The organism is Streptomyces sp. NPDC096079, assembly GCF_040303145.1.
Taxonomy (GTDB): Bacteria; Actinomycetota; Actinomycetes; order Streptomycetales; family Streptomycetaceae; genus Streptomyces.
The window spans coordinates 792,442-814,891 of the sequence record NZ_JBEOST010000001.1 but is presented as its reverse complement, the minus strand read 5'-3'; the positions used below and the strand labels follow the sequence as shown (position 1 = coordinate 814,891).

Annotated in this window: 22 protein-coding genes; 8 read left to right on the top strand and 14 right to left on the bottom strand. The window is 74.3% G+C overall.

All coding sequences use genetic code 11. The features are described 5' to 3' along the window. Positions 1 to 6: 6 nt before the first annotated feature. A complete protein-coding gene (locus tag ABTY59_RS03850; RefSeq protein WP_352017258.1) occupies positions 7 to 918 on the bottom strand; it encodes a M56 family metallopeptidase in 912 nt (303 codons plus the stop codon). Beyond that, positions 915 to 1,313: a BlaI/MecI/CopY family transcriptional regulator gene (locus tag ABTY59_RS03845; RefSeq protein ID WP_352017257.1), complete on the bottom strand. Its 399-nt coding sequence runs from the start codon at positions 1,311 to 1,313 to the stop codon at positions 915 to 917. Before ABTY59_RS03845 ends, ABTY59_RS03850 begins: the two co-directional genes overlap by 4 nt. A gap of 83 nt (positions 1,314 to 1,396) precedes the next feature. On the opposite strand from ABTY59_RS03845, the gene ABTY59_RS03840 reads away from it, so the two are divergent. Continuing rightward, positions 1,397 to 1,552: a hypothetical protein gene (locus tag ABTY59_RS03840; protein ID WP_352017256.1), complete on the top strand. Its 156-nt coding sequence runs from the start codon at positions 1,397 to 1,399 to the stop codon at positions 1,550 to 1,552. Positions 1,553 to 1,580: 28 nt separating this feature from the next. Here ABTY59_RS03840 and ABTY59_RS03835 read toward each other — a convergent pair whose 3' ends face one another. The 3 genes from ABTY59_RS03835 to ABTY59_RS03825 all read right to left on the bottom strand — a co-directional run bounded on the left by ABTY59_RS03835 (position 1,581) and on the right by ABTY59_RS03825 (position 4,606). Continuing rightward, a complete protein-coding gene (locus tag ABTY59_RS03835; protein ID WP_015035316.1) occupies positions 1,581 to 1,862 on the bottom strand; it encodes a metal-sensitive transcriptional regulator in 282 nt (93 codons plus the stop codon). A gap of 37 nt (positions 1,863 to 1,899) precedes the next feature. Continuing rightward, on the bottom strand, positions 1,900 to 4,161 hold the full coding sequence (locus ABTY59_RS03830; RefSeq protein ID WP_352017255.1) for a heavy metal translocating P-type ATPase: 2,262 nt from the start codon (positions 4,159 to 4,161) through the stop codon (positions 1,900 to 1,902). Between the two features lie 160 nt (positions 4,162 to 4,321). Continuing rightward, entirely contained in the window at positions 4,322 to 4,606 is a 285-nt protein-coding gene (locus tag ABTY59_RS03825) for a heavy-metal-associated domain-containing protein (RefSeq protein ID WP_352017316.1), read from the bottom strand. Positions 4,607 to 4,791: 185 nt separating this feature from the next. Between ABTY59_RS03825 and ABTY59_RS03820 the strand changes: the two genes are divergently transcribed. The 3 genes from ABTY59_RS03820 to ABTY59_RS03810 all read left to right on the top strand — a co-directional run bounded on the left by ABTY59_RS03820 (position 4,792) and on the right by ABTY59_RS03810 (position 7,559). Further along, complete coding sequence (locus ABTY59_RS03820) at positions 4,792 to 5,784, top strand: DUF8832 domain-containing protein (RefSeq protein ID WP_352017254.1); 993 nt, start codon at positions 4,792 to 4,794, stop codon at positions 5,782 to 5,784. A gap of 51 nt (positions 5,785 to 5,835) precedes the next feature. Next, a complete protein-coding gene (locus ABTY59_RS03815) occupies positions 5,836 to 6,525 on the top strand; it encodes a copper homeostasis protein CutC (RefSeq protein ID WP_352017253.1) in 690 nt (229 codons plus the stop codon). A 152-nt stretch (positions 6,526 to 6,677) separates the two neighbouring features. Next, complete coding sequence (locus ABTY59_RS03810; protein WP_352017252.1) at positions 6,678 to 7,559, top strand: aminoglycoside phosphotransferase family protein; 882 nt, start codon at positions 6,678 to 6,680, stop codon at positions 7,557 to 7,559. 26 nt (positions 7,560 to 7,585) lie between these two features. On the opposite strand, the gene ABTY59_RS03805 is transcribed toward ABTY59_RS03810, so the two are convergent. Both ABTY59_RS03805 and ABTY59_RS03800 read right to left on the bottom strand, forming a co-directional pair. Then, entirely contained in the window at positions 7,586 to 7,993 is a 408-nt protein-coding gene (locus ABTY59_RS03805) for a VOC family protein (protein WP_352017251.1), read from the bottom strand. Further along, the gene (locus ABTY59_RS03800) at positions 7,990 to 10,011 is read right to left on the bottom strand and encodes a HelD family protein (protein ID WP_352017250.1); all 2,022 of its coding nucleotides are present in this window, start codon (positions 10,009 to 10,011) and stop codon (positions 7,990 to 7,992) included. Before ABTY59_RS03800 ends, ABTY59_RS03805 begins: the two co-directional genes overlap by 4 nt. 272 nt (positions 10,012 to 10,283) lie before the next feature. Here ABTY59_RS03800 and ABTY59_RS03795 point away from each other — a divergent pair, with 272 nt between their 5' ends. Together ABTY59_RS03795 and ABTY59_RS03790 are read left to right on the top strand one after the other, a co-directional pair. Continuing rightward, positions 10,284 to 10,466: a hypothetical protein gene (locus ABTY59_RS03795; protein ID WP_352017249.1), complete on the top strand. Its 183-nt coding sequence runs from the start codon at positions 10,284 to 10,286 to the stop codon at positions 10,464 to 10,466. Between the two features lie 88 nt (positions 10,467 to 10,554). Then, positions 10,555 to 11,889: a COG1361 family protein gene (locus ABTY59_RS03790; protein ID WP_352017248.1), complete on the top strand. Its 1,335-nt coding sequence runs from the start codon at positions 10,555 to 10,557 to the stop codon at positions 11,887 to 11,889. Between the two features lie 44 nt (positions 11,890 to 11,933). Here the strand turns inward: ABTY59_RS03790 and ABTY59_RS03785 are convergent, their stop codons facing one another. The 3 genes from ABTY59_RS03785 to ABTY59_RS03775 form a co-directional block, all read right to left on the bottom strand. Further along, positions 11,934 to 12,944, bottom strand: a complete 1,011-nt coding sequence (locus ABTY59_RS03785) for a quinone oxidoreductase family protein (protein WP_352017247.1) — start codon at positions 12,942 to 12,944, stop codon at positions 11,934 to 11,936. Between the two features lie 75 nt (positions 12,945 to 13,019). Continuing rightward, on the bottom strand, positions 13,020 to 14,660 hold the full coding sequence (locus ABTY59_RS03780) for a DNA repair helicase XPB (RefSeq protein WP_352017246.1): 1,641 nt from the start codon (positions 14,658 to 14,660) through the stop codon (positions 13,020 to 13,022). Positions 14,661 to 14,804: 144 nt separating this feature from the next. Next, entirely contained in the window at positions 14,805 to 17,504 is a 2,700-nt protein-coding gene (locus tag ABTY59_RS03775) for a helicase-associated domain-containing protein (RefSeq protein ID WP_352017245.1), read from the bottom strand. A gap of 72 nt (positions 17,505 to 17,576) precedes the next feature. Here ABTY59_RS03775 and ABTY59_RS03770 point away from each other — a divergent pair, with 72 nt between their 5' ends. Continuing rightward, on the top strand, positions 17,577 to 18,458 hold the full coding sequence (locus ABTY59_RS03770; protein ID WP_352017244.1) for a hypothetical protein: 882 nt from the start codon (positions 17,577 to 17,579) through the stop codon (positions 18,456 to 18,458). Between the two features lie 25 nt (positions 18,459 to 18,483). Here ABTY59_RS03770 and ABTY59_RS03765 read toward each other — a convergent pair whose 3' ends face one another. Genes ABTY59_RS03765 through ABTY59_RS03755 form a run of 3 tightly spaced genes read right to left on the bottom strand, consistent with a single transcriptional unit; the run spans position 18,484 to position 21,343 of the window. After that, the gene (locus ABTY59_RS03765) at positions 18,484 to 19,290 is read right to left on the bottom strand and encodes an ABC transporter ATP-binding protein (RefSeq protein WP_352017243.1); all 807 of its coding nucleotides are present in this window, start codon (positions 19,288 to 19,290) and stop codon (positions 18,484 to 18,486) included. Continuing rightward, a complete protein-coding gene (locus ABTY59_RS03760) occupies positions 19,287 to 20,342 on the bottom strand; it encodes a FecCD family ABC transporter permease (RefSeq protein ID WP_352017242.1) in 1,056 nt (351 codons plus the stop codon). The genes ABTY59_RS03765 and ABTY59_RS03760 overlap by 4 nt, the downstream gene beginning before the upstream one ends. Next, entirely contained in the window at positions 20,339 to 21,343 is a 1,005-nt protein-coding gene (locus tag ABTY59_RS03755) for a FecCD family ABC transporter permease (RefSeq protein ID WP_352017241.1), read from the bottom strand. The genes ABTY59_RS03760 and ABTY59_RS03755 overlap by 4 nt, the downstream gene beginning before the upstream one ends. 91 nt (positions 21,344 to 21,434) lie before the next feature. On the opposite strand from ABTY59_RS03755, the gene ABTY59_RS03750 reads away from it, so the two are divergent. After that, positions 21,435 to 22,067 (top strand): HAD family hydrolase, encoded by a 633-nt coding sequence (locus ABTY59_RS03750; RefSeq protein ID WP_352017240.1) that lies wholly within the window; start codon positions 21,435 to 21,437, stop codon positions 22,065 to 22,067. Between the two features lie 3 nt (positions 22,068 to 22,070). On the opposite strand, the gene ABTY59_RS03745 is transcribed toward ABTY59_RS03750, so the two are convergent. Then, on the bottom strand, positions 22,071 to 22,334 hold the full coding sequence (locus tag ABTY59_RS03745) for a hypothetical protein (RefSeq protein WP_352017239.1): 264 nt from the start codon (positions 22,332 to 22,334) through the stop codon (positions 22,071 to 22,073). Positions 22,335 to 22,450: the final 116 nt, after the last annotated feature.

Here is a 22,450-nt window from a genome sequence, read left to right as displayed (position 1 = left end):
TCATGATTACCGGGGGAACGAGCAGCAGGCGACGATCAAGGGAGCCATCGCGAGGGCCGCCGCCGCGATCGTGAGCAGCCCGCGCAGCACGGGGTGTCCCGCGCGGTACGGGGTGAGGATGCGCCGCATCCGCAGCGCCGCCGAGGGCCCGCCCGCGGCGAACGCCGACCGGGGCGCCCGCCCCGAGGCCAGCGCGTACAGCGCCGTCGCCAGCGCGTCCCGGGTGCACCGGCGCAACGCCCGGTCGTCCGCGGCCATTTCGAGCAGCAGCGGCACGGCGCCCCCGCCGTGGCGCGCGAGCGGGAGGCGCGGGAAGACGGCCGAGAACGCCTCCGCCGCCGTGACCAGCAGGTGGTGCCGCCCCGCGATGTGCGCCCGCTCGTGCGCGAGGGCCGCCGCGAGCTGGGCGGGCGTCAGGGTGTGCACCGCGCCCGAGGAGACCACCACCCGGCGCGAGCGGCCCGGCAGACAGTAGACGGCCGGCCGGTCGTCGTCGAGGACGGTGGCCCGCAGCGCCGGGTCGTACCGTCCGACGAGCCGCAGCACCCCCGCGTGCCGCGTCCGGGCCCGGCGGGCCGCGACGAGACGGCGGAGGAAGGCGGCGGTGGGCACCGAGAGGAAGAGCAGCGAGAGGGCGAAGGCGAACCGCTCGCGCCCGTCCAGGTGCAGGAGCTGCTCGGGCGTGGGCGGCCGGAGGGTGAACATCATGTCCGCCAGGCGGTGGCTGCTCTCGGCGGACAGGACCATCTGGGCGGGCAGGAGGGCGGCCGCGACCGCGAACCCGGCGCCGCAGGCGGCCCAGACGGCGAGCGCGAGCCGGGGCACCTGCTGGGCCCAGCGGGCCCGGGCCACGAGCCAGGGCACGGCGAAGCCGGTGAGGAGCACGAGCCCGAGTGGGACGAGGACGTGGTGGTTCACGCGCCGCCCCCGTCCCCGGGCCGGTCCCCGCGCGCCTGGTCCGCCCGCGCCGCGCGGAGGGCCGCGTCGAGGGCGGCCATGTCCTCGTCCGAGATGACCTCGACGAAGCGCAGGAGGGCGGCCGGGCGGTCCTGGCTGTCGCCGAGGGCGTCCCGCATCAGGCCCGCCGTGTACTCCTCGCGGCCGCGCACCGGCTCGTACAGCCAGGCCCGTCCGGACTTCTCGCGGCGGAGCCAGCCCTTGCGGTGCAGGATGTCGGCCACCGTCATCACCGTCGTGTAGGCGACCCGGCGGCCCCGATTGATGTCGTCGACGATCTCGCGGACCGTGGCGGGCCGCTCCCAGGCCCACAGCCGGTCCATGATCTCGGCCTCCAGCTCTCCCAGCCGGCGCACGTGCATCCCCTCCCCCGTAGGGCCTGTCATCGTACGGGCCGCTTCCCCCGCCGAGGTATACCCCCCAGGGGTACGATGGCAGGATGTCGACCCTCATGAAGAACCGCCCCTGCGCGAAGGTCTGCGACTCCGGTCCGCCCGGATCGGTGGAGCTGGTGCTCCTCCGCCAGCTGCTCGGCCTCTGTCTCCGGCTGAGTCTCACGCTGTCCGCCGACTGCCCTTCACGCAAGGGCGGTTGACACCTTTCGGTCCTGCTTCACCGGCCCCTCACGTCCGGATCAGCCGGGCGATGGCCTTCGACGCCTCACCCACCTTCACCTTCGCCTGGTCCCCGCCCTGGGCGATGGCCTCCGTGACGCAGCAGCTCAGGTGCTCGTCCAGGAGGGCCACCGCGCAGGACTGGAGGGCCGCGTTGATGGCGGAGACCTGGGTGAGGACGTCGATGCAGTAGACGTCCTCGTCGACCATCCGCTGCACCCCCCGCACCTGGCCCTCGATGCGCCTCAGGCGTCTGATGATGTCTTCCTTGTGCTGTCCGTAACCGGCCACGGCGGGCTCCTCGGGGATTGGCGCGGAAGGGGGTTCGTCAGCGGTCGGCGGCCTGGAAGCCCCGCAGGCGGAGGCTGTTGCCGACCACGAAGACCGAGGAGAAGGCCATGGCCGCGCCCGCGATCATCGGGTTGAGCAGTCCGGCCGCGGCGAGCGGCAGCGCGGCCACGTTGTAGGCGAAGGCCCAGAAGAGGTTCGACCGGATGGTGCCGAGCGTCCTGCGGGAGAGCCGGATCGCGTCGGCCGCGGCCCGCAGGTCCCCCCGGACGAGGGTCAGGTCGCCGGCCTCGATGGCGGCGTCCGTGCCGGTGCCCATCGCCAGGCCCAGGTCGGCCTGGGCGAGCGCGGCGGCGTCGTTCACGCCGTCGCCGACCATGGCGACCGAACGGCCCTCGTCCTGGAGGCGCTTGACCACGTCGACCTTGTCCTGCGGCATGACCTCCGCGATGACCTCGTCGATGCCGACCTCGGCGGCGACGGCCTCGGCGACCGCCCTGTTGTCACCGGTGAGCAGGATCGGGGTGAGGCCGAGGGCCCGCAGCCGCCCGATGGCCTCGGCGCTGGTCTCCTTGACGGCGTCGGCGACCTCCAGGACCGCGCGGGCCTCGCCGTCCCAGGCGACCGCGATGGCGGTCTTGCCGGTCTTCTCGGCGGCGTCCTTGGCGGCCTTGAGGGACGGGCTGAGCTCCATCGCCCACTCCTGGAGCAGCTTCTCGCGGCCGACGAGGACGGCGTGGCCGTCGACGACGCCCTGCACGCCGAGCCCGGGGATGTTGGCGAAGTCCTCCGGGGTGGGCAGGCTGCCGACGCGGGCGGCGGCGCCGGTGGCGACGGCCTGGGCGATCGGGTGCTCGGAGGAGTGCTCCAGGGCGCCGGCGAGGCGCAGGACGTCGGTCTCGTCCGTACCGGCGGCGGTGTGGACCGTGATGAGGGTCATCCGGCCGGTGGTGACGGTGCCGGTCTTGTCCAGGACGATCGTGTCGACCTTGCGGGTGGTCTCCAGGACCTCGGGCCCCTTGATCAGGATGCCGAGCTGGGCGCCGCGTCCGGTGCCGACCATGAGGGCGGTCGGGGTGGCCAGGCCGAGGGCGCAGGGGCAGGCGATGATCAGGACGGCGACGGCCGCGGTGAAGGCGGCGGTGAGTCCCTGGCCGGTGCCCAGCCAGAAGCCGAGGGTGCCGAGCGCGAGGGCGATGACGATCGGCACGAAGACGGCCGAGATCCTGTCGGCGAGGCGCTGGGCGGCGGCCTTGCCGTTCTGCGCGTCCTCGACGAGCTTCGCCATGCGGGCCAGCTGGGTGTCGGAGCCGACGCGGGTGGCCTCGACGACCAGGCGGCCGCCGGCGTTCAGGGTGGCGCCGGTGACGGAGTCGCCGGCGGAGACCTCGACGGGCACGGACTCGCCGGTCAGCATCGAGGCGTCGACGGCCGAGGAGCCCTCGACGACGGTGCCGTCGGTGGCGATCTTCTCGCCGGGACGGACCAGGAAGCGGTCCCCGACCTGGAGTTCGGCGGTCGGTACGGTGAGCTCGCGGCCGCCCTTGAGGACGGTCACCTCCTTCGCGCCCAGCTGCATGAGCGCCTTGAGCGCGGCGCCCGCCTTGCGCTTCGAGCGGGCCTCGAAGTAGCGGCCGGCCAGGATGAAGGCGGTGACGCCGGCCGCCGCCTCCAGGTAGATGTTCCCGGCGCCGTCGGTGCGGGCGATCGTGAACTCGAACGGGTGCGTCATGCCCGGCGTGCCGGCCGTGCCGAAGAACAGGGCCCACAGCGACCAGAGGAACGCGGCGATCGTGCCGACCGAGATCAGGGTGTCCATGGTGGCCGCGCCGTGCCGGGCGTTGGTCCAGGCGGCCTTGTGGAAGGGCCAGGCGGCGTAGACCACGACCGGGGCGGCGAGCGTGAGGCTCAGCCACTGCCAGTACTCGAACTGGAAGGCCGGGACCATCGCCATCAGGATCGTCGGCACCGCGAGGGCGACGGCGGTGATCAGGCGCTGCTTGAGCGGCCGGAGCTCGGCGTCGGCGATCTCCTCGTCGGTCGGGCCGCCGCCGCCCTCCTCGGTCTTCGGGGCAGCGGGCTCCTGGGCGGTGTAGCCGGTGGCCTCGACGGTGGCGATCAGGTCGGCGACGTCGATGTCGGCGTCGAAGGTGACCTTCGCCTTCTCGGTGGCGTAGTTGACGGTGGCCTCGACCCCGTCCATGCGGTTGAGCTTCTTCTCGATGCGGGCCGCGCACGAGGCGCAGGTCATGCCGCCGATGGCGAGCTCGACCTGGGCGGTGCCCGGAGTGGTCGTGGTCATTTCCTGCTCCTCGGTGTAGCGGGTTCGGGGGCCGGGGCCCGGGCTTGAGAGAGGTCGGGCCCCGGCGGCCGGGGTGGTGCGGGCGGTGTCCGCCTGCCGGGCGGACCGTCGGGTACCGGGACGGGGGACGCCGGTGGGGTCGGGTCGGCCCGGCGGCGGATCAGGCCCGGCCGGTCAGCTCGTAGCCCGCGTCGTCGACGGCCGCGGTGATCGCGGCGTCGTCGGGCGCGCCGCCGGTGGTCACGGTCACCAGGCCGCCGGTGACGTCGACGTCGACGGAGATGACCCCGTCGAGGGCGCCGACGGACTGGGTGATCGCGGTCCGGCAGTGGCCGCACGTCATGCCGGAGACGGCGTAGACGGTGACGGTGCTCTCGGCGACCGCGACGGCGGCGGTCTCCGGGGTGGTCGAGCAGCTGTTGTCGGGGGTGCAGCAGGAGCCCATGGCTTCCTCCTCGGTCGATTCCACTGGGAGATACCCTCGGGGGGTATCTGGTTGCGAGTCCATGTATACCCCCCGGTGGTATCCGGCGCAAGTGTCGATCCGACTTGACTTGATACCCCCCAGGGGTATGGTGAAGTGCATCGGACGCAGGAATGCCCACGCCACCCACGTACGGGAGAGCAGTCATGAACACCGGAGTGAAGATCACTGCCTTTGCCGCCGCGCTCGCCGCGACCTTCGGGACCGCGTACGGGGTCGGCAAGGGGGTCGGCCCCGTCGAGGAGCCGGCGAAGGCGGGCCACGGGGAGCACGCGGCGCAGGAGCCCCGGCAGGAGCCGGCCGACGGCCACGCCGGCCACGAGCAGGGCGCCGCCGCCCCCGCCTCGTCACTCCCCGGAGGCCTCCAGATCTCCCAGGACGGCTACACCCTCGCCCTGGAGACCCCCACCCCCGCCGTCGGCCGGAGCACCCTGAAGTTCTCCGTCAAGGACGCCTCCGGCAGGAAGGTCACCGCCTTCACCACCGAGCACGGCAAGGAACTGCACTTCATCGTCGCCTCGCGCGACCTCACCACCTTCCGTCACCTGCACCCCGTCAAGGCCGCCGACGGCACCTGGACGGTGGACGCCGACCTCCCGGCGGCCGGCGGCTACAAGGCCTTCGCCGACTTCAAGCCCGCGGTGAAGGGCGCGCGGGGCGTCACGCTCGGCGCCGACCTCTCCGTCCCCGGCGCGTACGCCCCGAAGCCGCTGCCCGCCGTCGCCCCGACGGCCACCGTCGACGGCTACCAGGTCCGCCTGGGCGGGGTCCTGGACCCGGGCAGGGCGGGCGAGCTCAAGCTCACCGTCACCAAGGCGGGGAAGCCCGTCACCGACCTGGAGCCGTACCTCGGCGCGTACGGGCACCTCGTCGCCCTGCGCGACGGCGACCTCGCCTACCTCCACGTCCACCCCAACGAGGGCGGCCCCGGCCCGGACGTCTCCTTCACGGCGACGGCCCCCAGCGCGGGCACGTACCGCCTCTTCCTCGACTTCCGGCACGGGGGCAAGGTCCGCACGGCCTCCTTCACCGTGACGGCCGGCGCGAAGGGGGCGGCGCCCGCTCCGACGGCGCCCGCACCGAAGGAGAGTGGGACGGGTGAGGCGGGGCACGATGCGGGAGGTCACACGCACGGCTAGTCTGGTCATTGGACTAGACCTGTAGTCGTCATTCATGGAGGAATGGGCGAGATGAGCAACCGTGCTGTCCTTGAGGTGATCGCCCTCGACGAGGAAGACGCGGTCGCAGCCCAGACCGGTGGAGCCGACCGGCTCGAACTCGTCACCGACATGGCGGCGGACGGACTCACCCCGTCCACGGCGTCCTTCGCCGCCATCCGGGCCGCCGTCGACATCCCGCTCCGCGTGATGCTCCGCCTCACCGACGGCTTCGCGGCCGGCGACGTCGACGCCCTCGTCGGCCGGGCGGAGGAACTCCGCTCGGCGGGCGCGACCGAGTTCGTCCTCGGCTTCCTCACCCCCGACGGCGAGCCCGACCTGGTCGCCGTCGAGCGCCTCGTCGCCGTCCTCGACGGCTGCCGCTGGACCTTCCACCGCGCGATCGACCGGGCCGCCGACCGCGACGGCCTCCGCAAGCGCCTCGCCGACCTGCCGGGCCTCGACACCTACCTCACGGCCGGCGCGGCCACCGGCGTCGACGACGGCCTGCCGACCCTCCGCGCCGAGGCCGCCCGCGCCGGCGAGCCGGGCTACGAGCCCCAGGTCCTCGTGGGCGGCGGCCTCCGCCTCGACCACCTCCCGACCCTCCGCGCCGCCGGCCTCACCGCCTTCCACATCGGCGGCGCGGCCCGCCCCCAGGGCTGGACGGCCCCGGTCTCGGCCCCCGCGGTCCGCACCTGGCGCGAGGCCCTCGACGGGTAGGCGCTCAACAGGCAGGCCCTGAGCGCGGGTCGCCGGGTCACGGGTCCGCCGCCCGGCGACCCGTTCCCCGCGCGTACCCGCCGCCCGGCGGCCCGTCCCGCCGTGCGAAAACGCCTCGCCCCGGTGGTGTCCGGATGGCTAGCCTCGCGCGCATGACCGCACCCGTCATCGGCGCCGCGCTCGTCGAGCGGCTGATCGCCGCCCAGTTTCCCGAGTGGGCGGGGCTTCCCGTCCGCGCGGTGCCTTCCGCCGGTACCGACAACGCGATGTTCCGGCTCGGCGACGAGCTCGCCGTCCGGCTGCCGAAGGCCGACTGGGCCGCCGGGCACGCCGAGAAGGAGCAGACGTGGCTGCCCCGCCTCGCGCCGCACCTGCCGCTGCCCGTGCCCGTGCCCGTCGCGCAGGGAGCGCCCGGCGAGGGGTACGACCGGTCCTGGTCCGTCCTCGCCTGGCTGGACGGGGCCGACGCCTACGAGGCGCCGATCGGCGATCTCGCCCACGCCGCCGTCGAGTTGGGCCGCTTCGGCCGCGCCCTGCGCGCCGTCGACGCGAGCGGCGGACCGGCCTCCTTCAGGGGCGGACCCGTCACCGACTGGGAGGAGGGCGCCATGACGCCCGCCGTCCGGGACCTCGGCGCGGACGGCACCCTCGACGCCGCGGCCGTCACCGAGGCCTGGGAGTCGGTGCTGCGCCTCCCGGCCTGGCGGGGCGGACCGGTCTGGCTGCACGGCGACCTGCTCCCCGGGAACCTCCTCACCCGCGACGGCCGCCTGTGCGCGGTCATCGACTTCGGCGGCCTCGGCGCGGGTGACCCGGCGGCCGACATGCTGGCCGCCTGGTCCCTGCTCACCCCCGACACCCGCCCCCTCTTCCGCGAGGCCGCCGAGGTCGACGACGCCACCTGGGCGCGCGGCCGCGGCTGGGCCCTGTGCTGGGGCGTCGTGACCGAGCACTACTACCGCGGCAAGAACCCGGTCCTCGCCGACGTCGCCCACCGCACGTGGACCCAGGCGCTCCCGGAGTTCAGCGCCTAGTGCGGTGAACCTTTCCGGTCACAGCACTAGGACGGGCCCTGGTCCGCCACCAGCTCCACCTCGAACCCGTCCTCGTCCTCCAGGTACGCCGCGTAGTGGCCGTCCCCGCCCGCGTACGGATGCCGGTCCGCGAACAGCAGCCGCCAGCCGTGCGCGGGTGCGTCGGCGGCGAGCCGGTCGACGGCGGACCGGTCGCCCGCGTGGAAGGCGAGGTGATTCAGGCCCGGACGGAGGCGGTCGTGGTGGTCCGACGTACGGGCCGGGGACTGCTCGACGACCAGGTAGCAGGAGCCGAGCGCCCAGCTGCGGCCGCCCTCCCAGGACTGGAAGGGCGTGTGGCCCAGCGCCCCGAGCAGCCAGCCGAGGCTCCGCTCGGCGCGCTCCAGGTCCGGCACCCACAGCTCGACGTGGTGGAGCGACCCGACGCGGCTCACAGCTCGCCCAACTGCGCCGGAACCGGGGCGGAGTGAACGACCGTCAGGCCCGACACCGCACGGGTCAGGGCCACGTACAGCCGGCGCAGGCCCGTCCGCTCGTCGGGTTCGCCGTCGACGACGGCCGCCGGCTCGTCCAGGACCACGTAGTCGTACTCCAGGCCCTTCGCGAGCGAGGCCGGGACCAGCGTCAGGCGTGACTCGGCGGTGGTCTCCTCGCCGGGCGAGAGGTACGCGAGGCCGGCCGCCGTCAGCGCCTGGGCGAGCGGCGCGATCCGCGCGTCGGCGGCGATCAGGCCGATGGAGCCCTCGTGGGCCAGTGCCTCGACGCAGGCGGCGACGACGTCCTGGTCGAGGTCGTCGCTCGGGCGGACCTCCAGGGAACCCGGGTTCTCCCGGACGGACTCCACCGCCGCGAGCCCCGGCGACATGTGCGGAAGGAGCCGGGAGGCGTACGCGATCACCTCACGCGGCACGCGGAAACCGGCGGTCAGCTCCTCCACCACCGCCTCCGGCTTGCCCAGGTGCCCGAGCGCCTGCGCCCAGCTCTCCGTCGCCCACGGCGTCGTGCCCTGCGCCAGGTCGCCCAGGACGGTCGCCGAGCCGGTCGTGCAGCGGCGGCCCACCGCCCGGTACTGCATGGGGGACAGGTCCTGGGCCTCGTCGAGGACCACGTGCCCGAGCGAGTGCGTCCGCTCGACCAGGTCCTTCACCTCGTCGATGAGGACGGCGTCCGCGGCCGACCACTTCGCCGTCCGCACGCTCCGCGCCGGCTTCGTCCACAGCAGCAGCTTCTGCTCGTCCTCCGTGAGCAGCCCCTCGGCGTGCTCGGCGAGGAACCCGGCGTCGCCGAGCAGCCGCAGCAGCAGCTTCGCGGGCTCGACGAGCGGCCAGCACTCCTTCACGACGGCCTTCACGGCCGCGTTCCGGGCGACGGCGTTCTGCACCCGGTCGTCGGGGGCCTCGCCGGCCTCCTCCATCCGGACCAGGACGGCGTGCGCGATGCGCTGCGGCAGGGCCTCGCGGGCGGCGCCGTACCGGATGTCGCGGTCGAGCAACTCTCGTACCATCTCCTCCAGTTCGTACGCGGGGACCCGCCAGCGGCGGGAACCGCGCACCACCATCAGGGGCTCCGTCGGCAGCGTCACGTGCGAGCGGACCGCGCGCCGCAGCACCTCCGCCATCCGCGCGTCGCCCTTCACGACGGCCGTGGCCGCCTCGTCCGTGCCCCGGACCTCGACGTGCGCGACGAGGTCGTCGACGGTCGCCTGCTGCACCTCCAGCTCGCCGAGCGCGGGCAGGACCTGCTCGATGTAGTGGAGGAAGGAGCGGTTCGGCCCGATGACCAGGGTGCCGGTGCGGGCGAGCCGCTCCCGGTGGGCGTAGAGGAGGTAGGCGACACGGTGCAGGCCGACGGCCGTCTTGCCGGTCCCCGGTCCTCCCTGCACGCAGACCGTCCCCGACAGGTCGGAGCGGACGATCCCGTCCTGCTCCGGCTGGATGGTGGCGACGATGTCCCGCATGGGGCCGACGCGCGGCCGCTCGATCTCCGCCTGGAGCAGCCGGCTGGTGTGCTCCAGCTCCTCGGGGTCGGAGAGGTGCTCGTCCTCGTACGCGGTGAGGTCACCGCCCGTGTACCCGAAGCGGCGGCGCAGGCCCACGTCCTGCGGGTCCTTCTTCGAGGCCTGGTAGTACGGCTGCGACACCGGGGCGCGCCAGTCGATGACCATCGGGTCGCCGTCGGCGTCGTGGACGTGCCGCCGTCCGATGTAGAAGCGCTGCCCCTCCTGCGTGGTGTGCAGGTAGTCGAGGCGTCCGAAGAAGAGCGGGGTGTCCGCGAGGTCGGCGAGCGCCTTGATCCGGTCCTCGATCTGGCGCCCGAGCACCAGGGAGTTGACCCAGTTCGCGGTGACGTCCTTGATGTCGAGCGCCTCGACGTCCTCGCGCATCGCGCGCAGGGCGGCGCGGGAGGAGGTCAGATGGGCGCGCTCGCGCGCGAGGAGGTCGGAAACGGACACGGTGAAGCCTCCGGGCAGGTGGATACGCGGACACGACGAGGTGGCCGCCGGTTTCCGACCGGACGGCGGCGCCCCACGAACGGAAGGCGGCGCTCCACGCACGGGAGGCGGCGCTCCACGGACGGGAAGCGGGGGAAGCCGGCAAGTGTAACTCCGGGCGGGCGGCACGGCGAACGGATATCCCCCCTAGGGGGCGGGATCCGACGTGAGACGGACCCCGGTTCCCACCCCAGGCCGATGTGTCCGCGATGTCCGGATTCCATCATGGAGACATGACCGCGACGACCTTCACCCTCGTGACCACCGCCCCCCGGCCCCGGACCCGCCACCTCGCCACCGCCGCCCGCGCGATACGCGCCTTCGGCGGCGCGGCGGCCGCGGTGGTCCTTCTGGGCGACCACGGCCCGGCCGAAGCGGGTGTCCGCGACCCGCGCCCGACGCGCCGGAGCCACTGAATCCGCTCCGGCGTGCAACTCTTCGCCACCCTCGACGGTCTCCTCATCGCATCGCTCTTCCCCGAAGCAGTGAGGAACACAGGAGATCATGAGGAAGTCCTCCTTCGGCCGTCTCGCGCGGCTCGCCGCCTGCGCCACCGCGGCCGGCCTGGTCACCGTCGGCGTGACCGCGGCGCCGGCCGCCGCGAACAGCGACCAGCTGTGGATCGTGTCTCCCTGGGAGCTCGCGCTGCCCAAGGGCATCGACGGCGGCGAGGCCCAGGCCGTCACCCTGGGCCTGGGGCTGTACCACGACAACGCCGACGTCCGCGTGACCGGCGGCGAGCTGACCGTCGACGTCTCCGGCCTGACCGGCGTCGCCGACGTCACCTGGCCGGACACCTGCGCCCCGTCCGGAGCCACCGCCGTCTGCTCGTTCCCCGAGGTGCCGCTGACCGGCGAAGCCCCCGTCGAGGTGACGCTGCGCGCCGCCGCCGGCACCGGGGCGGGCGTCACCGGCCAGATCACGTACCAGGGCACGGCCCACACCGACAGCGGCGCGATCACCGCGTCCGGGAGCTCCACCACCGTCCGCGTCGCGTCCGGCCCCGACCTCGTGGTCGCCCAGGCCGCGCCCGTGACCGGCGTCGCCCCCGGCAGCACCGTCCCCGTACCGGTCTCCGTGGTGAACAGGGGCAACGAGCCGGCGAACGGCGTCCAGGTCACCCTCTACGTCACCCGGGGCATCGACCTCGGGACGGTCGCCCCCCAGTGCACCGGCAAGCCGCTCGGCCAGGGCACGACCGAGCCGGTCACCAAGATCGACTGCGCCTTCGACGACGTCGTGGCCCCGGGCGGCTCCTTCGCGCTGCCGACGGCGCTGCAGGCGAGGACCGCCGCGTACGCGCTGTCCGAGCGCATCGACATCGGTGTGAACGCCCGCGGCGGCGCCGAGGACCTCGACCCGGGGAACAACGGCACGGTCGCCTCGATCGGCGTCACCAACACCGCCGACTTCGCCGTCCGCGGCGCGCGGCTCACCGCCGCCGCCGGTGAGACCGTCCGCGCGGACGTGACCTTCCGCAACCGGGGCCCGGCCTGGGTCGCCAACCTCGGCTCCGGCGACCCCGTCGGCTCCGTCGACGTCACGGTCCCGCGGGGCGCGACCGTCACCGCGGTGTCGGACGCCTGCGAGCCGCGCACCGCGGACGGCGGCTGGTGGGAGAGCGAGGTGCGCACCGGCGCGCCGCGCTACGTGTGCCAGCTGCCGATGTGGGTGGCCGAGAAGCAGAGCGTGACGTTCCCGTTCGATCTGCGCGTCGACACGGTCGTCACCGGCGCGAAGGGCGCGATCGTCCTCAAGCCGCCGTACGGCACGGGCTTCCCGTTCGACCCGAACACGAAGAACGACAAGGCGAAGCTGGTCCTGAACCCGGCCGCCTGACGGACGACGTGGAGGGCCTCCGCCGCGAGGCCCTCCACCCGCGATCAGCCCTGCGTCTCCTCGCGGCGCCCCAATGCGGCCTCGTCGAGTACGACGAGCAGCTTGCCGGTGGTACGCCGAGCCTCCAGATCACTGTGCGCCCGGGCGGCCTCGGACAGTGCGTAGCGGCCCGTCACGGTGACCTCAAGCGCCTTGGAGCGCACCCACTCGAACACATCGGCGGCCCGCCGGAGCAGTTCGGACCGGTCGGCGATGAAGTCCCCGAGGCTGGGCCGGATCAGGGTCAGCGAACCGCCCTGGGCGAGCCGCATCGGATCGAACGGCGGCACGGCACCGCTTGCCGCGCCGAAGAGCACGAGATGGCCGCGGGTCCGCAGGCTGGCGAGGCTCGCGTCGAAGGTGTGCGCGCCGACGCCGTCGAAGACGACCGGCAGTCCCCGACCGCCGTTGAGCCGCCTCACCTCGGCTGCGAGATCGTCGACCGCGGAGGAGAGGATCACCTCGGCGGCCCCGGCACGCTTCGCCAGCTCGGCCTTCGCCGTGGTCGACGTCGTGCCGATCACCCTGCCGCCGAGATGGGTGACGAGCTGGGTCAGAAGCAGCCCCATGCCACCGGCAGCCGCATGCACGAGCACCGTGTCGCCCCCCTGAACCGGGTAGGCGTCCTTGACGAGATAGTGCGCGGTCATGCCTTGGAGGAGCACGGCGGCGGCGGTCTCGAAGCCGATGTCGTCGGGCAGCGGCACCAGCCGGGAGGAGTCCACGACGGCCCGCTCGGCATACGTGCCGGGAATCTCCACCCAGCCGACCCGGTCCCCGACCGCGACGTCAGTGACGCCGGGGCCGACCTCGACGACCGTGCCGGCGCCCTCCGTGCCCGGGGTGAAGGGCAGCGGGAGGCTGTACCGGCCTTCGCGGTGGTAGACGTCGAGGAAGTTGACGCCGGATGCGGCGACCTCCACGACCGCCTCGCCCGGACCCGGCCGCGGCTGGTCCACCTGGGCCTCCCGCAGCACCTCGGGACCGCCCACTTCGTACACCTGAATCGCTCGCATGACCCCTCCAGTAACGGTTCGTCCCCCCAACCCCGTTGACGGCGATCCGATTCCCGGCAAGCAGACCAGCCGGGCCTAGGGCGCCAGCAGCTCGTCCGCGTCCATGATCCGGTAGGCGTAGCCCTGCTCCGCCAGGAACCGCTGCCGGTGGGCCGCGAAGTCCTGGTCGATCGTGTCCCGCGCGACCACCGAGTAGAAGTGCGCCTGGTGACCGTCCGCCTTCGGGCGCAGCACCCGGCCCAGGCGCTGGGCCTCCTCCTGGCGGGAGCCGAAGGTGCCGGAGACCTGGATCGCGACCGTCGCCTCCGGCAGGTCGATCGAGAAGTTCGCGACCTTCGACACCACGAGCACGTTGATCTCGCCGTTGCGGAACGCGTCGAAGAGCTTCTCGCGCTGCGCGTTCGACGTCTCGCCCTTGATGACCGGCGCGTCCAGGTGCTCGCCGAGCTCGTCCAGCTGGTCGATGTACTGCCCGATGACGAGGATCTGCTGCCCCTCGAACTTCTTGACCAGCGCCTCCGTCACCTTCCGCTTCGTCGCCGTCGTCGCGCAGAAGCGGTACTTCTCCTCCGCCTCGGCCGTCGCGTACGCGAGCCGCTCGGAGTCCGTGAGGTTGACCCGGACCTCGACGCAGTCGGCGGGCGCGATGTAGCCCTGCGCCTCGATCTCCTTCCACGGCGCGTCGAACCGCTTCGGCCCGATCAGCGAGAACACGTCGGACTCCCGCCCGTCCTCCCGCACGAGCGTGGCGGTGAGACCGAGGCGCCGACGGGCCTGGAGGTCGGCCGTGAACTTGAAGACCGGCGCCGGCAGCAGGTGCACCTCGTCGTAGACGATGAGGCCCCAGTCGCGGGAGTCGAAGAGCTCCAGGTGCGGGTAGATGCCCTTCCGCTTGGTCGTGAGGACCTGGTACGTGGCGATGGTGACCGGTCGGATCTCCTTCCGCGTCCCGCTGTACTCGCCGATCTCGTCCTCGGTCAGCGAGGTCCGCTTCACCAGCTCGTGCTTCCACTGCCGCGCGGACACCGTGTTCGTGACGAGGATCAGCGTCGTCGCCTTCGCCTGGGCCATCGCCCCGGCCCCCACCAGCGTCTTCCCCGCGCCGCAGGGCAGCACGACGACACCGGACCCGCCGTGCCAGAAGCCGTCGACGGCCTGCTTCTGGTACGGCCGCAGCGCCCAGCCGTCCTCGGCCAGGTCGATCCGGTGCGCCTCGCCGTCCACGTACCCGGCGAGGTCCTCGGCCGGCCAGCCCAGCTTCAGCAGCGTCTGCTTGATCTGCCCCCGCTCGGAGGGGTGCACGGCGACGGTGTCCGGGTCGATCCGCTCGCCGACCAGCGGCTGCACCTTCTTCGACCGCAGGATCTCCTCCAGCACGGGCCGGTCCGTGCTGGTCAGCACGAGCCCGTGCGTGGGGTGCTTGGAGAGCGTGAGCCGTCCGTACCGGGCCATGGTCTCGGCGATGTCGACGAGCAGCGCGTGCGGCACGGGATACCGCGAGTACTCGACGAGCGCGTCGACGACCTGCTCGGCGTCGTGTCCCGCGGCCCGCGCGTTCCACAGCCCCAGCGGCGTCACCCGGTACGTGTGGATGTGCTCCGGCGCCCGCTCCAGCTCCGCGAACGGAGCGATGGCCCGCCGGCAGGCCTCGGCGAGCTCGTGGTCGACCTCCAGGAGCAGCGTCTTGTCGCTCTGGACGATGAGTGGCCCATTCACGTGCGATCGGTCCTTCCCGGGCCGCTCGGGTGACGGCCAATCCTCCAGTCTGCCTGATGCGGGGGTGCGGTGGGCGGGGTGACGGTCCTAGGGGGTGTTTCGGAAGTCCCGCACAGCACCCGCGCAGGACTTTCGAAACACCCCCTAGACCTGGTCGTCGGCCAGTTCCGCCACGCCCGTGATGCGGTGCAGGGGGTACGTGCGGACCTCGTCGGCCGTGTGGTCGTAGCCCGTCACGAAGCCGCCCTCGACGCGGACCGGGGCGATCACCCGCTGACTCGCCGCGCCGTCCGCGTTGACGTAGCCGATCCAGACCGCCGAGCCGGTCATCGCCGCGGCCTGGACGGTCGCCAGGGTCTCGGCGGCCGAGGTGCGCGGCAGACCGCCGGCCGCCACCGGCGCCACCGGCTCCTTGCGGACCGCCGTCGCCGCCCGGTCGCCCGCCCGGATCGCCTTCACGGCCGCGCCGAGCAGGGTCGCGTCGGGGGCCGGCGGGCCGTCGGGGACGGGCACCGGGGCCGTACGGGCCGGGGTGCGGTACGCGTCGGCGCGGGTGATCAGGACGTCGCCCTCGGCGGACTCGGCGGCCGGGGCGTACCCCATCGCCCGCAGTCCTTCCAGCAGCGTCGCCGGGTCCGCCTGCGCCGCGAGGACCGTCGGCGCGAGCCTCCGCAGGCCCAGCGCGGCGGACCGCCGGTCGGCCAGGATCTCGCCGAGGACGGTGTCGTCGTCGCAGCGCACGTACGCGGACGCCGCCCCGATCCGCAGGTGGCCGTGCTTCCGCGCCACGTCGTCGATCAGGTACGCGAGCGGCTGCGGCACGGGAGTGCGGGAGTGCGCGGTCAGGAAGTCGTGCAGGTCGGACGCGGACCGCCCGGAGTCCAGCGCGCGCCGCACCGAACCGGGCGTGAACCGGTAGACCGTCGCGCCACCCTTCGATTCCACGTCCGCGAGGACCGCCAGCGCGTCCGCGAGCGGCCGCCGCAGCGGCCCCGGCGCGACGGCGGTCAGGTCCGCCTGGAGCAGCACGTGGTCGACGGCCTCGGGCAGCAGTGGCGCGAGCAGGGTCGCGGCCCGTCCGGCGGCGACCGACAGTTCGACCCGGCCCCCGTGATCGGCGGGGGTCGCGGCCTCCGCGAGCGGCAGGTTGAGCAGTGCCCTGGCCGGGCCGGCGAGCGCGCCCCGGCCCGTGAGCCCGAGCAGCTCGGCCTCGGCGAGCGTCCAGCGGGCGAGCCGGGAGCGCAGGTCGGAGTGCACGTCGGGGGCGCCGGCTGCGGTCTCCTCGGACCCGGCCGCGCCGCGCACGACGGCGCCGTAGCCGCCGCCCGCCGCCGGGCCGTGGCCGGTTCCGGCCGCCGCGCCCGTACCGCCCGCCGGGCCGTAGCCGCTGCCGGCCGCCGGGCCCGCGCCCGTACCGGCCGCGGCGCGCTGCGGGGCCGTCTGTGCCGTGCCCCGCGGCGGCCGCTCCCACCGCAGCCGCGCGAACAGCGTCTCCGGGTCCGCCGCCGCGCCCGGCGGGAGCGTCGCCAGGAGTTCGAGCACCCGGTGCCGGACCTCGGGGGCCGGCGCGCGGTCCAGGTCCGGGCCGAGCGCGGCCAGCGTGCGGCCCTTCGCGTCCGCGCCGCCCACCAGTCCCGGCGTCCGCGTCGACATCAGCCAGGGCGACACCAGCCGGGCCCAGCGCTCGGCGGCCGGCAGGTCGAGCCAGTCGTCGTACGCGGGCGTCGGCGCGTACCGCTCGTCCGCCTCGCCGTCCGAGGCGAGCAGCCCCGCCCCGAAGCACAGCTCCAGCCAGAACGCGGCGAGCTGCTCCGTCACGTCCAGGGCCGCCGCCGTCCGCTTGAGGTCCCGCACGGACATCCCGCCCGCCCGCAGGACCTGCGGGCCGCCCTGGTCCCAGGACTTCAGCAGCTCCTCGACCGTCGCGAGCGTCGCGTACGCCTGCCCGGCCGCCGCGCTGTCCACCACCTGGGGACGGTAGTCGCGCGCCGTCCCCACCACCGGCGCCACCGGCTCCGGCGCCCGGTGCGCCCGACCGCCCCGCAGGTGCAGCGCCACCTCGCGCGGCAGCACCATCGTCCGCGCCGACACCGGCAGCAGCAGGCCCCGGTCGCGCAGCCAGCGCACGGGCGGCGCCGGGTTCGCCGTCACCTCGCCGTACGGCGGACCCCACACCAGCCGGTCCAGGACCGACAGCGCCTCCGGGGACGCCTCGTCGAGGAGCGCGCCCATCCGCGCCCGGTCGGTGAACAGCCCGGTCAGCGCGGCCACCGCCGACACCGGATCGTGCGTCGCCGTCAGCCCCGCCGTCGCGATGATCTCCTGCACCCGGCCCGGCGACATCCCCGCCGTCGCCTCCGCGACCGTCGGCCCGAGCCCGGTCGGCGAGGGGTGCTGCGCCGAGGGCGCGAGCAGCTCCCGCGCGGTCCGCACCAGCCGCAGCCGGTCGTCCTCGCCCCACAGCAGGGCCTGCTCGCGCAGCAGCGCCACCGCGCCCGGCAGCGCCGCCTCGATCTCCGGATCGCCCTCGTCGCCCGTGAGTAGCCCGAGGAGGAAGGAGTACGGGGCGGGGTCCGGGGCCACGGCGAGCGCTTCGGCCGTCTGGAGGGCGAACCGGTCGAGACGCTCCAGGGCCCGCACCACCGAACCCCGCGTGCCGGCGCGGGTCGCCAGCTGCGTCAGGTCGTTCGGCACGGGGCCCAGCAGGTCCGGCCGGGCGCGCAGCAGCGCGGCGAGCCCCTCGTCGCCCCGCGCGCGGAGCGCTTCCGCGAGCGTGCGGGGCGCCGCCCCGGCGCCAGTTGCTTCGGGCACGTGCGCCTCCCGGTCGAGCTCACCGATCCCCATCCGCACCACGTTAGCCGCTGTCCAGGCGCTAACGTCGGGCCGTACCGGGCGAACCGGCCGTGGAGGGGCACCGTGGAGATCGAGAGCGACCAGTTGGTCGACGCCTATCTGAGCCGGGTCGGCGACCTGGCTCAGCAGCGGCAGCTGCCGGCGAGCGAGCGGCTGCAGCTGGTGTCGGGGCTGCGGGACGAGATCGACCGCCGGCGCGCCACGCACGGCGAGGAGAGCCCGGAGGCCGTACGCGGCATCCTCGGCGCCCTCGGGACCCCGGACGAGGTCGTGGACGACGTCGTGGACCGGGTGGACCCGCCGGGCGCGTCGGCGCCCGCCCCGATCCCCGCGCAGGGCGGCGGCGCCGACCGCGCGGTGGCGGACTGGTGGCGGACCGACGCCGACGACCCCACCGACGACGACGGGTTCCTCGGCTTCGTCGGCGGCATCGAGCGGCCCGACCTCTTCGCCCCGCCGCCCGCCCCGGAGGAGGAGGAGGAGGACGCGGCCGAGGAGCCGCCGCGCGGGAAGGCCCGCCGTCTGGCCCGCGTCCTGCTCCGCCGCAAGGCCCCGGCGGTGGCGGAGACCACCGAGGAGACCGAGCCGGCGGCGCCGGCCCGGGCCCGCCTCGCGAACCCCTTCGTGCTGCTCGCCGCGCTGCTCCTGCTCGGCGGCGCCGTCCTCGGCTCCCTGGTCGCCCTCGCGGCCGGCTGGCTCCTCGCGTACGGCTCCCGCCGGCTGACCCCGGGCGAGATCAAGGGCGCCGTCCTGGTGATCCCCGGCCTCAGCGCCGCGGCCGGGATCGTCTGGTTGTGGGGACGGGTGGAGGGCCGCTGGGGCGAGGCGGTGGCGCCGGGGGGCGAGGCGATGGGGGCGGCGGTCTCCGAGACGTGGCCGTGGACCCTGCGGGGCGCGGCGATCGCCTCGGCCCTGTTCCTGCTCTGGCGCTCCCGCCGCCGCTGAGCACCCCCCCCGGAGCGGCCCGGACTCAGTCCAGGACCGGGGCGTCCGCGTGCCACGGCGCGCTCGGGACCACCAGGGGTGAGCCCGTCACCGGGTCGGGGATCACGACCGACGTGAGCCCGAAGACGTCCCGTACGAGCTCCGACGTGACGATCTCCGACGGAGCCCCCTCCGCGACCACCCGCCCCGCCTTCATGGCGACGAGGTGGTCGGCGTACCGGGCGGCCTGGTTCAGGTCGTGGAGGACGAGGACGACGGTCCGGCCGCGCAGCCGGTTGAGGCGGCGGACCAGGTCGAGGACCTCCACCTGGTGGGAGATGTCCAGGTAGGTGGTGGGCTCGTCGAGGAGGAGCAGGTCCGTCTCCTGGGCGAGGGCCATCGCGATCCAGACCCGCTGCCGCTGACCGCCGGAGAGCGCGTCGACGGACCGGTCGGCGAGCGCGGCCACGTCGGTGCGTTCCATGGCGTCGGCGACGGCCCGCTCGTCCTCCTCGGACCACTGCTTCCACCAGGCCTGGTGCGGCTGCCGGCCCCGGGAGACGAGGTCGGCGACGGTGATGGCCTCGGGGGCGACGGGTGTCTGCGGCAGCAGGCCGACGGAGCGGGCGATCCGCTTGGTCGGCAGCTTCGCGAGGGATTCCCCGTCGAGGAGGACGGCGCCGCCGGCGGGCTTGAGGAGCCGGCCGAGGGCCCTCAGGGTGGTGGACTTGCCGCAGGCGTTGGGGCCGACGATCACGGTGACCTTGCCGTCGGGGACGGCGAGGTCGAGGTCCTCGACGACGGTGCGGTCCTCGTAGGCGAGGGTCAGCCCGCGGGCCTGCAGTCTGCTCACGACGTTCCTCCAACGGCTCGGCTCCGGACGATGAGCCAGATCAGGTACGGGGCGCCGACGGCGGCCGTGAGGACTCCCACCGGCAGTTCGACGGGGGAGAACAGGCGCCGGCCGAGGAGGTCGGCGGCGACGACGACGACCGCGCCGGTGAGCGCGGAGCAGAGCAGCGGGATCTGCGCGGTCCGGGTCATGCGGCGGGCGATCTGCGGGGCGAGGAGGGCGACGAAGTCGACCGGCCCGGCGACGCCGGTGGCCACGGAGGCGAGGACGACGCCGACGGCGACGAGCCCGAGACGGACCCCGCCGAGCCGTACGCCGAGCGCGGTCGCCGTGTCGTCGTCGAGGGACACGGTCCGCTGGGCGCGGGCCGCCCACAGCACGGCGGGCAGGAGGAGGAGCAGGGTCCAGCGGATCGGCGCGGACTCGTCCCAGCCGCGTCCGTTGAGGGAACCGGTCATCCAGATCTGGGCCTGCTGGGCGACGAGGTAGTCGCCCTTCGTCATGAAGAGCGTGATGAGGGACCGCAGCGCGATCGCGATGCCGATGCCGATGAGCACGAAGCGGGTCGCGTGCAGCCCGCCGCGCCAGGCGAAGGCGTAGACGAGGGCGGCGGCGAGGATGCCGCCGGCGATGGAGACGTACGGCAAGACGGTGTACGAGGTGAGGCCGAAGGTCATCGCGGCGACGGTGACGGCCCCGGCGCCCTGGCTGATGCCGATGATGTCGGGGCTGGCGAGCGGGTTGCGCGCGACGGTCTGGATGAGGCCGCCCGCGATGCCGAAGGCGGCGCCGACGGCGAGGGCGACGACGAGCCGGGGCTCGCGCAGCTCCTCGACGACGAACGCGGACGGCGAGGGCTCGCCGAGGAGGATCCGTACGACCTCGCCCGGGGCGACGGACTTCTCGCCGACGCAGAGGTACGCGACGCAGGCCGCGGCCAGGAGCAGCAGCAGGCCCGTCGCGACGAGGGCCGAGCGCCGGTGGACCAGGAAGGATCCCCGTCCGGCGCGCAGGAGCCCGTAGCCGGCGGGGCGGACGTCGAGGGAGGTCACGCCGGCACCGCCTTGCGCCGGACGAGCGTGACCAGGAACGGCACGCCGAGCAGGGCGGTCAGCACCCCGGCCGGGATCTCGCCCGGCGGGAACACGATCCGTCCGAGGACGTCGGCGACGAGCAGCATCACGGGCCCGATGACCGCGGCCATCGGCAGCACCCAGCGGTGGTCGGAGCCGACGACGGCGCGGGCGATGTGCGGGACGGCGAGGCCGACGAAGGCGACGGGCCCGGCGGCGGCGACGGCGGCGCCGGTGAGGACGGTCGCGCCGAGCCCGCCCACGATCCGTACGGTCGCGACCCGCTGTCCGAGGCCCGTGGCGACGTCCTCGCCGAGCGCGAGCGCGTCGAGCCCGCGGGCCACGGACAGCACGAGGACGGCGCCGATCAGCAGGAAGGGCCAGATCTGTCCGACGATCTCGGTGTCGCGGCCGTCGAGGGAGCCGATCTGCCAGAACCGGAACTCGTCGAGCGCGGAGGCCCTGGTCGTGAGGACGCCGGTGGTGACCGAGAGCAGCAGCGCGTTGATCGCGGCCCCGCCGAGCGCCAGCTTCACGGGCGTGGCGCCGCCGCGTCCCGCGGCGGCGATCGCGTAGACGGCGACCGAGGCGAGGGCGGCGCCGGCGAAGGCGAACCACACGTACCCGCTCAGCTCGTGCACGCCGAGGAAGGCGATGGCGAGGACGACGGCGACGGACGAGCCCTGGCTGATGCCGAGGATGCCGGGGTCGGCGATCGGATTGCGGGTGATGCCCTGGAGGGCGGTGCCGGCGAGCGCGAGGGCGGCGCCGACCATCAGCCCGATGAGGGTCCGGGGGACGCGGAGCTGCCGGACGACCTCGGCGTCGTCGCCCGTCGCCCCGTGCAGGAGGGCGTCGAGGACGGTGGAGGGCGCGATGGGGCGGGCGCCCACGGCGAGGCTGAGCAGGACGGCGACGAGCAGGGCGACGAGGGCCGCCGAGGTCGCGAGGACCCGTCTGGTACGGAAAGCGGCTGGCATCGGGACCCATCGGGGGAGAGCGGGTTTGGTGAGGCTTACCTGAGTGTAGCCAGCATCCATGTGCGAACACCGGGCCGGAGGTCCCGCGACAATGGGTCCCATGACGACCACGCCCGCGACCGCGCCCACCGTCGGCTTCGACCTCGATCTGACCCTGCTCGACACCCGCCCGGGCATCAGGGCGACATGGGTCGCCTTCTCCGCCGAGGTCGGCGTCCCGGTCGACGCCGACCTCGTCGTGAGCCGCCTCGGGCCGCCGCTGGAGCACGAGATCGCGCAGTGGTTCCCGGCGGAGCACGTCACGGAGATGACCGCCCGCTACCGGGCGCTCTACCCGGCGTACGCGATCGAGCCCACCGTCCCGATGCCGGGCGCCCGGGACGCCATCGAGGCCGTCCACGAGGCGGGCGGCCGCACGATCGTCGTCAGCGCGAAGAACGGCCCGCACGTCGAGCTGCACCTGGCCCACCTCGGCATCGAGCCGTACGCGGTCGCGGGCGGCCTGTGGGCCGAGGGCAAGGCGGAGGCCCTGCGCGCGCACGGCGCCGGGGTGTACGTCGGGGACCACGTGGGCGACGTCAGGGGCGCCGCCGCCGCGGGCGCCTACTCGGTGGCCGTCGCGACCGGCCCCTGCCCCGCCGAGGAGCTGCGGGAGGCAGGCGCGGACGTGGTCCTGCCGGACCTGACGGACTTCCGCGCCTGGTGGGAGGGGTACCTGGCCTGAGCCTCAGGCCGTCTGGCCGGAACGGGCCTGTCGCCGCTGGGCCGCGACCGAGCGCAGCAGCCCGGCGCCGGCCAGGAGGAACCCGACCCCCATCAGCATCGAGACGAGGTACGCCACGGTGGGGAACGGGTCCGTCCCGAGGAACAGCGGGGCCACGGTGACCAGCGTCGCGACCGCGCCGACCGCGAACACGATCACACCGGCCTTGACGAGTCCGTCACCCGGGGCACTGTCGTCCACCGGCACGGCGGGGGTTTCACTACGCATCCGGCCAGGGTAGTTCCCAGGCCGGAGGAACACATCGGCGACGTCTTGTCACCGGCCTCCTGAGCATTAGCCTGGTGCCGGCGGGTCGGTCGACGACCCGCCGTTTGCCATCCCCA

Coding starts and splice junctions, on each gene's coding strand:
- ABTY59_RS03840 (WP_352017256.1), top strand. CDS start 1,397: ATGTCGACCCTCATGAAGAACCGCCCCTGCGCGAAGGTCTGCGACTCC.
- ABTY59_RS03830 (WP_352017255.1), bottom strand. CDS start 4,161: ATGACCACGACCACTCCGGGCACCGCCCAGGTCGAGCTCGCCATCGGC.
- ABTY59_RS03825 (WP_352017316.1), bottom strand. CDS start 4,606: ATGGGCTCCTGCTGCACCCCCGACAACAGCTGCTCGACCACCCCGGAG.
- ABTY59_RS03820 (WP_352017254.1), top strand. CDS start 4,792: ATGAACACCGGAGTGAAGATCACTGCCTTTGCCGCCGCGCTCGCCGCG.
- ABTY59_RS03815 (WP_352017253.1), top strand. CDS start 5,836: ATGAGCAACCGTGCTGTCCTTGAGGTGATCGCCCTCGACGAGGAAGAC.
- ABTY59_RS03810 (WP_352017252.1), top strand. CDS start 6,678: ATGACCGCACCCGTCATCGGCGCCGCGCTCGTCGAGCGGCTGATCGCC.
- ABTY59_RS03795 (WP_352017249.1), top strand. CDS start 10,284: ATGACCGCGACGACCTTCACCCTCGTGACCACCGCCCCCCGGCCCCGG.
- ABTY59_RS03790 (WP_352017248.1), top strand. CDS start 10,555: ATGAGGAAGTCCTCCTTCGGCCGTCTCGCGCGGCTCGCCGCCTGCGCC.
- ABTY59_RS03785 (WP_352017247.1), bottom strand. CDS start 12,944: ATGCGAGCGATTCAGGTGTACGAAGTGGGCGGTCCCGAGGTGCTGCGG.
- ABTY59_RS03775 (WP_352017245.1), bottom strand. CDS start 17,504: ATGGGGATCGGTGAGCTCGACCGGGAGGCGCACGTGCCCGAAGCAACT.
- ABTY59_RS03755 (WP_352017241.1), bottom strand. CDS start 21,343: ATGCCAGCCGCTTTCCGTACCAGACGGGTCCTCGCGACCTCGGCGGCC.
- ABTY59_RS03750 (WP_352017240.1), top strand. CDS start 21,435: ATGGGTCCCATGACGACCACGCCCGCGACCGCGCCCACCGTCGGCTTC.
- ABTY59_RS03745 (WP_352017239.1), bottom strand. CDS start 22,334: ATGCGTAGTGAAACCCCCGCCGTGCCGGTGGACGACAGTGCCCCGGGT.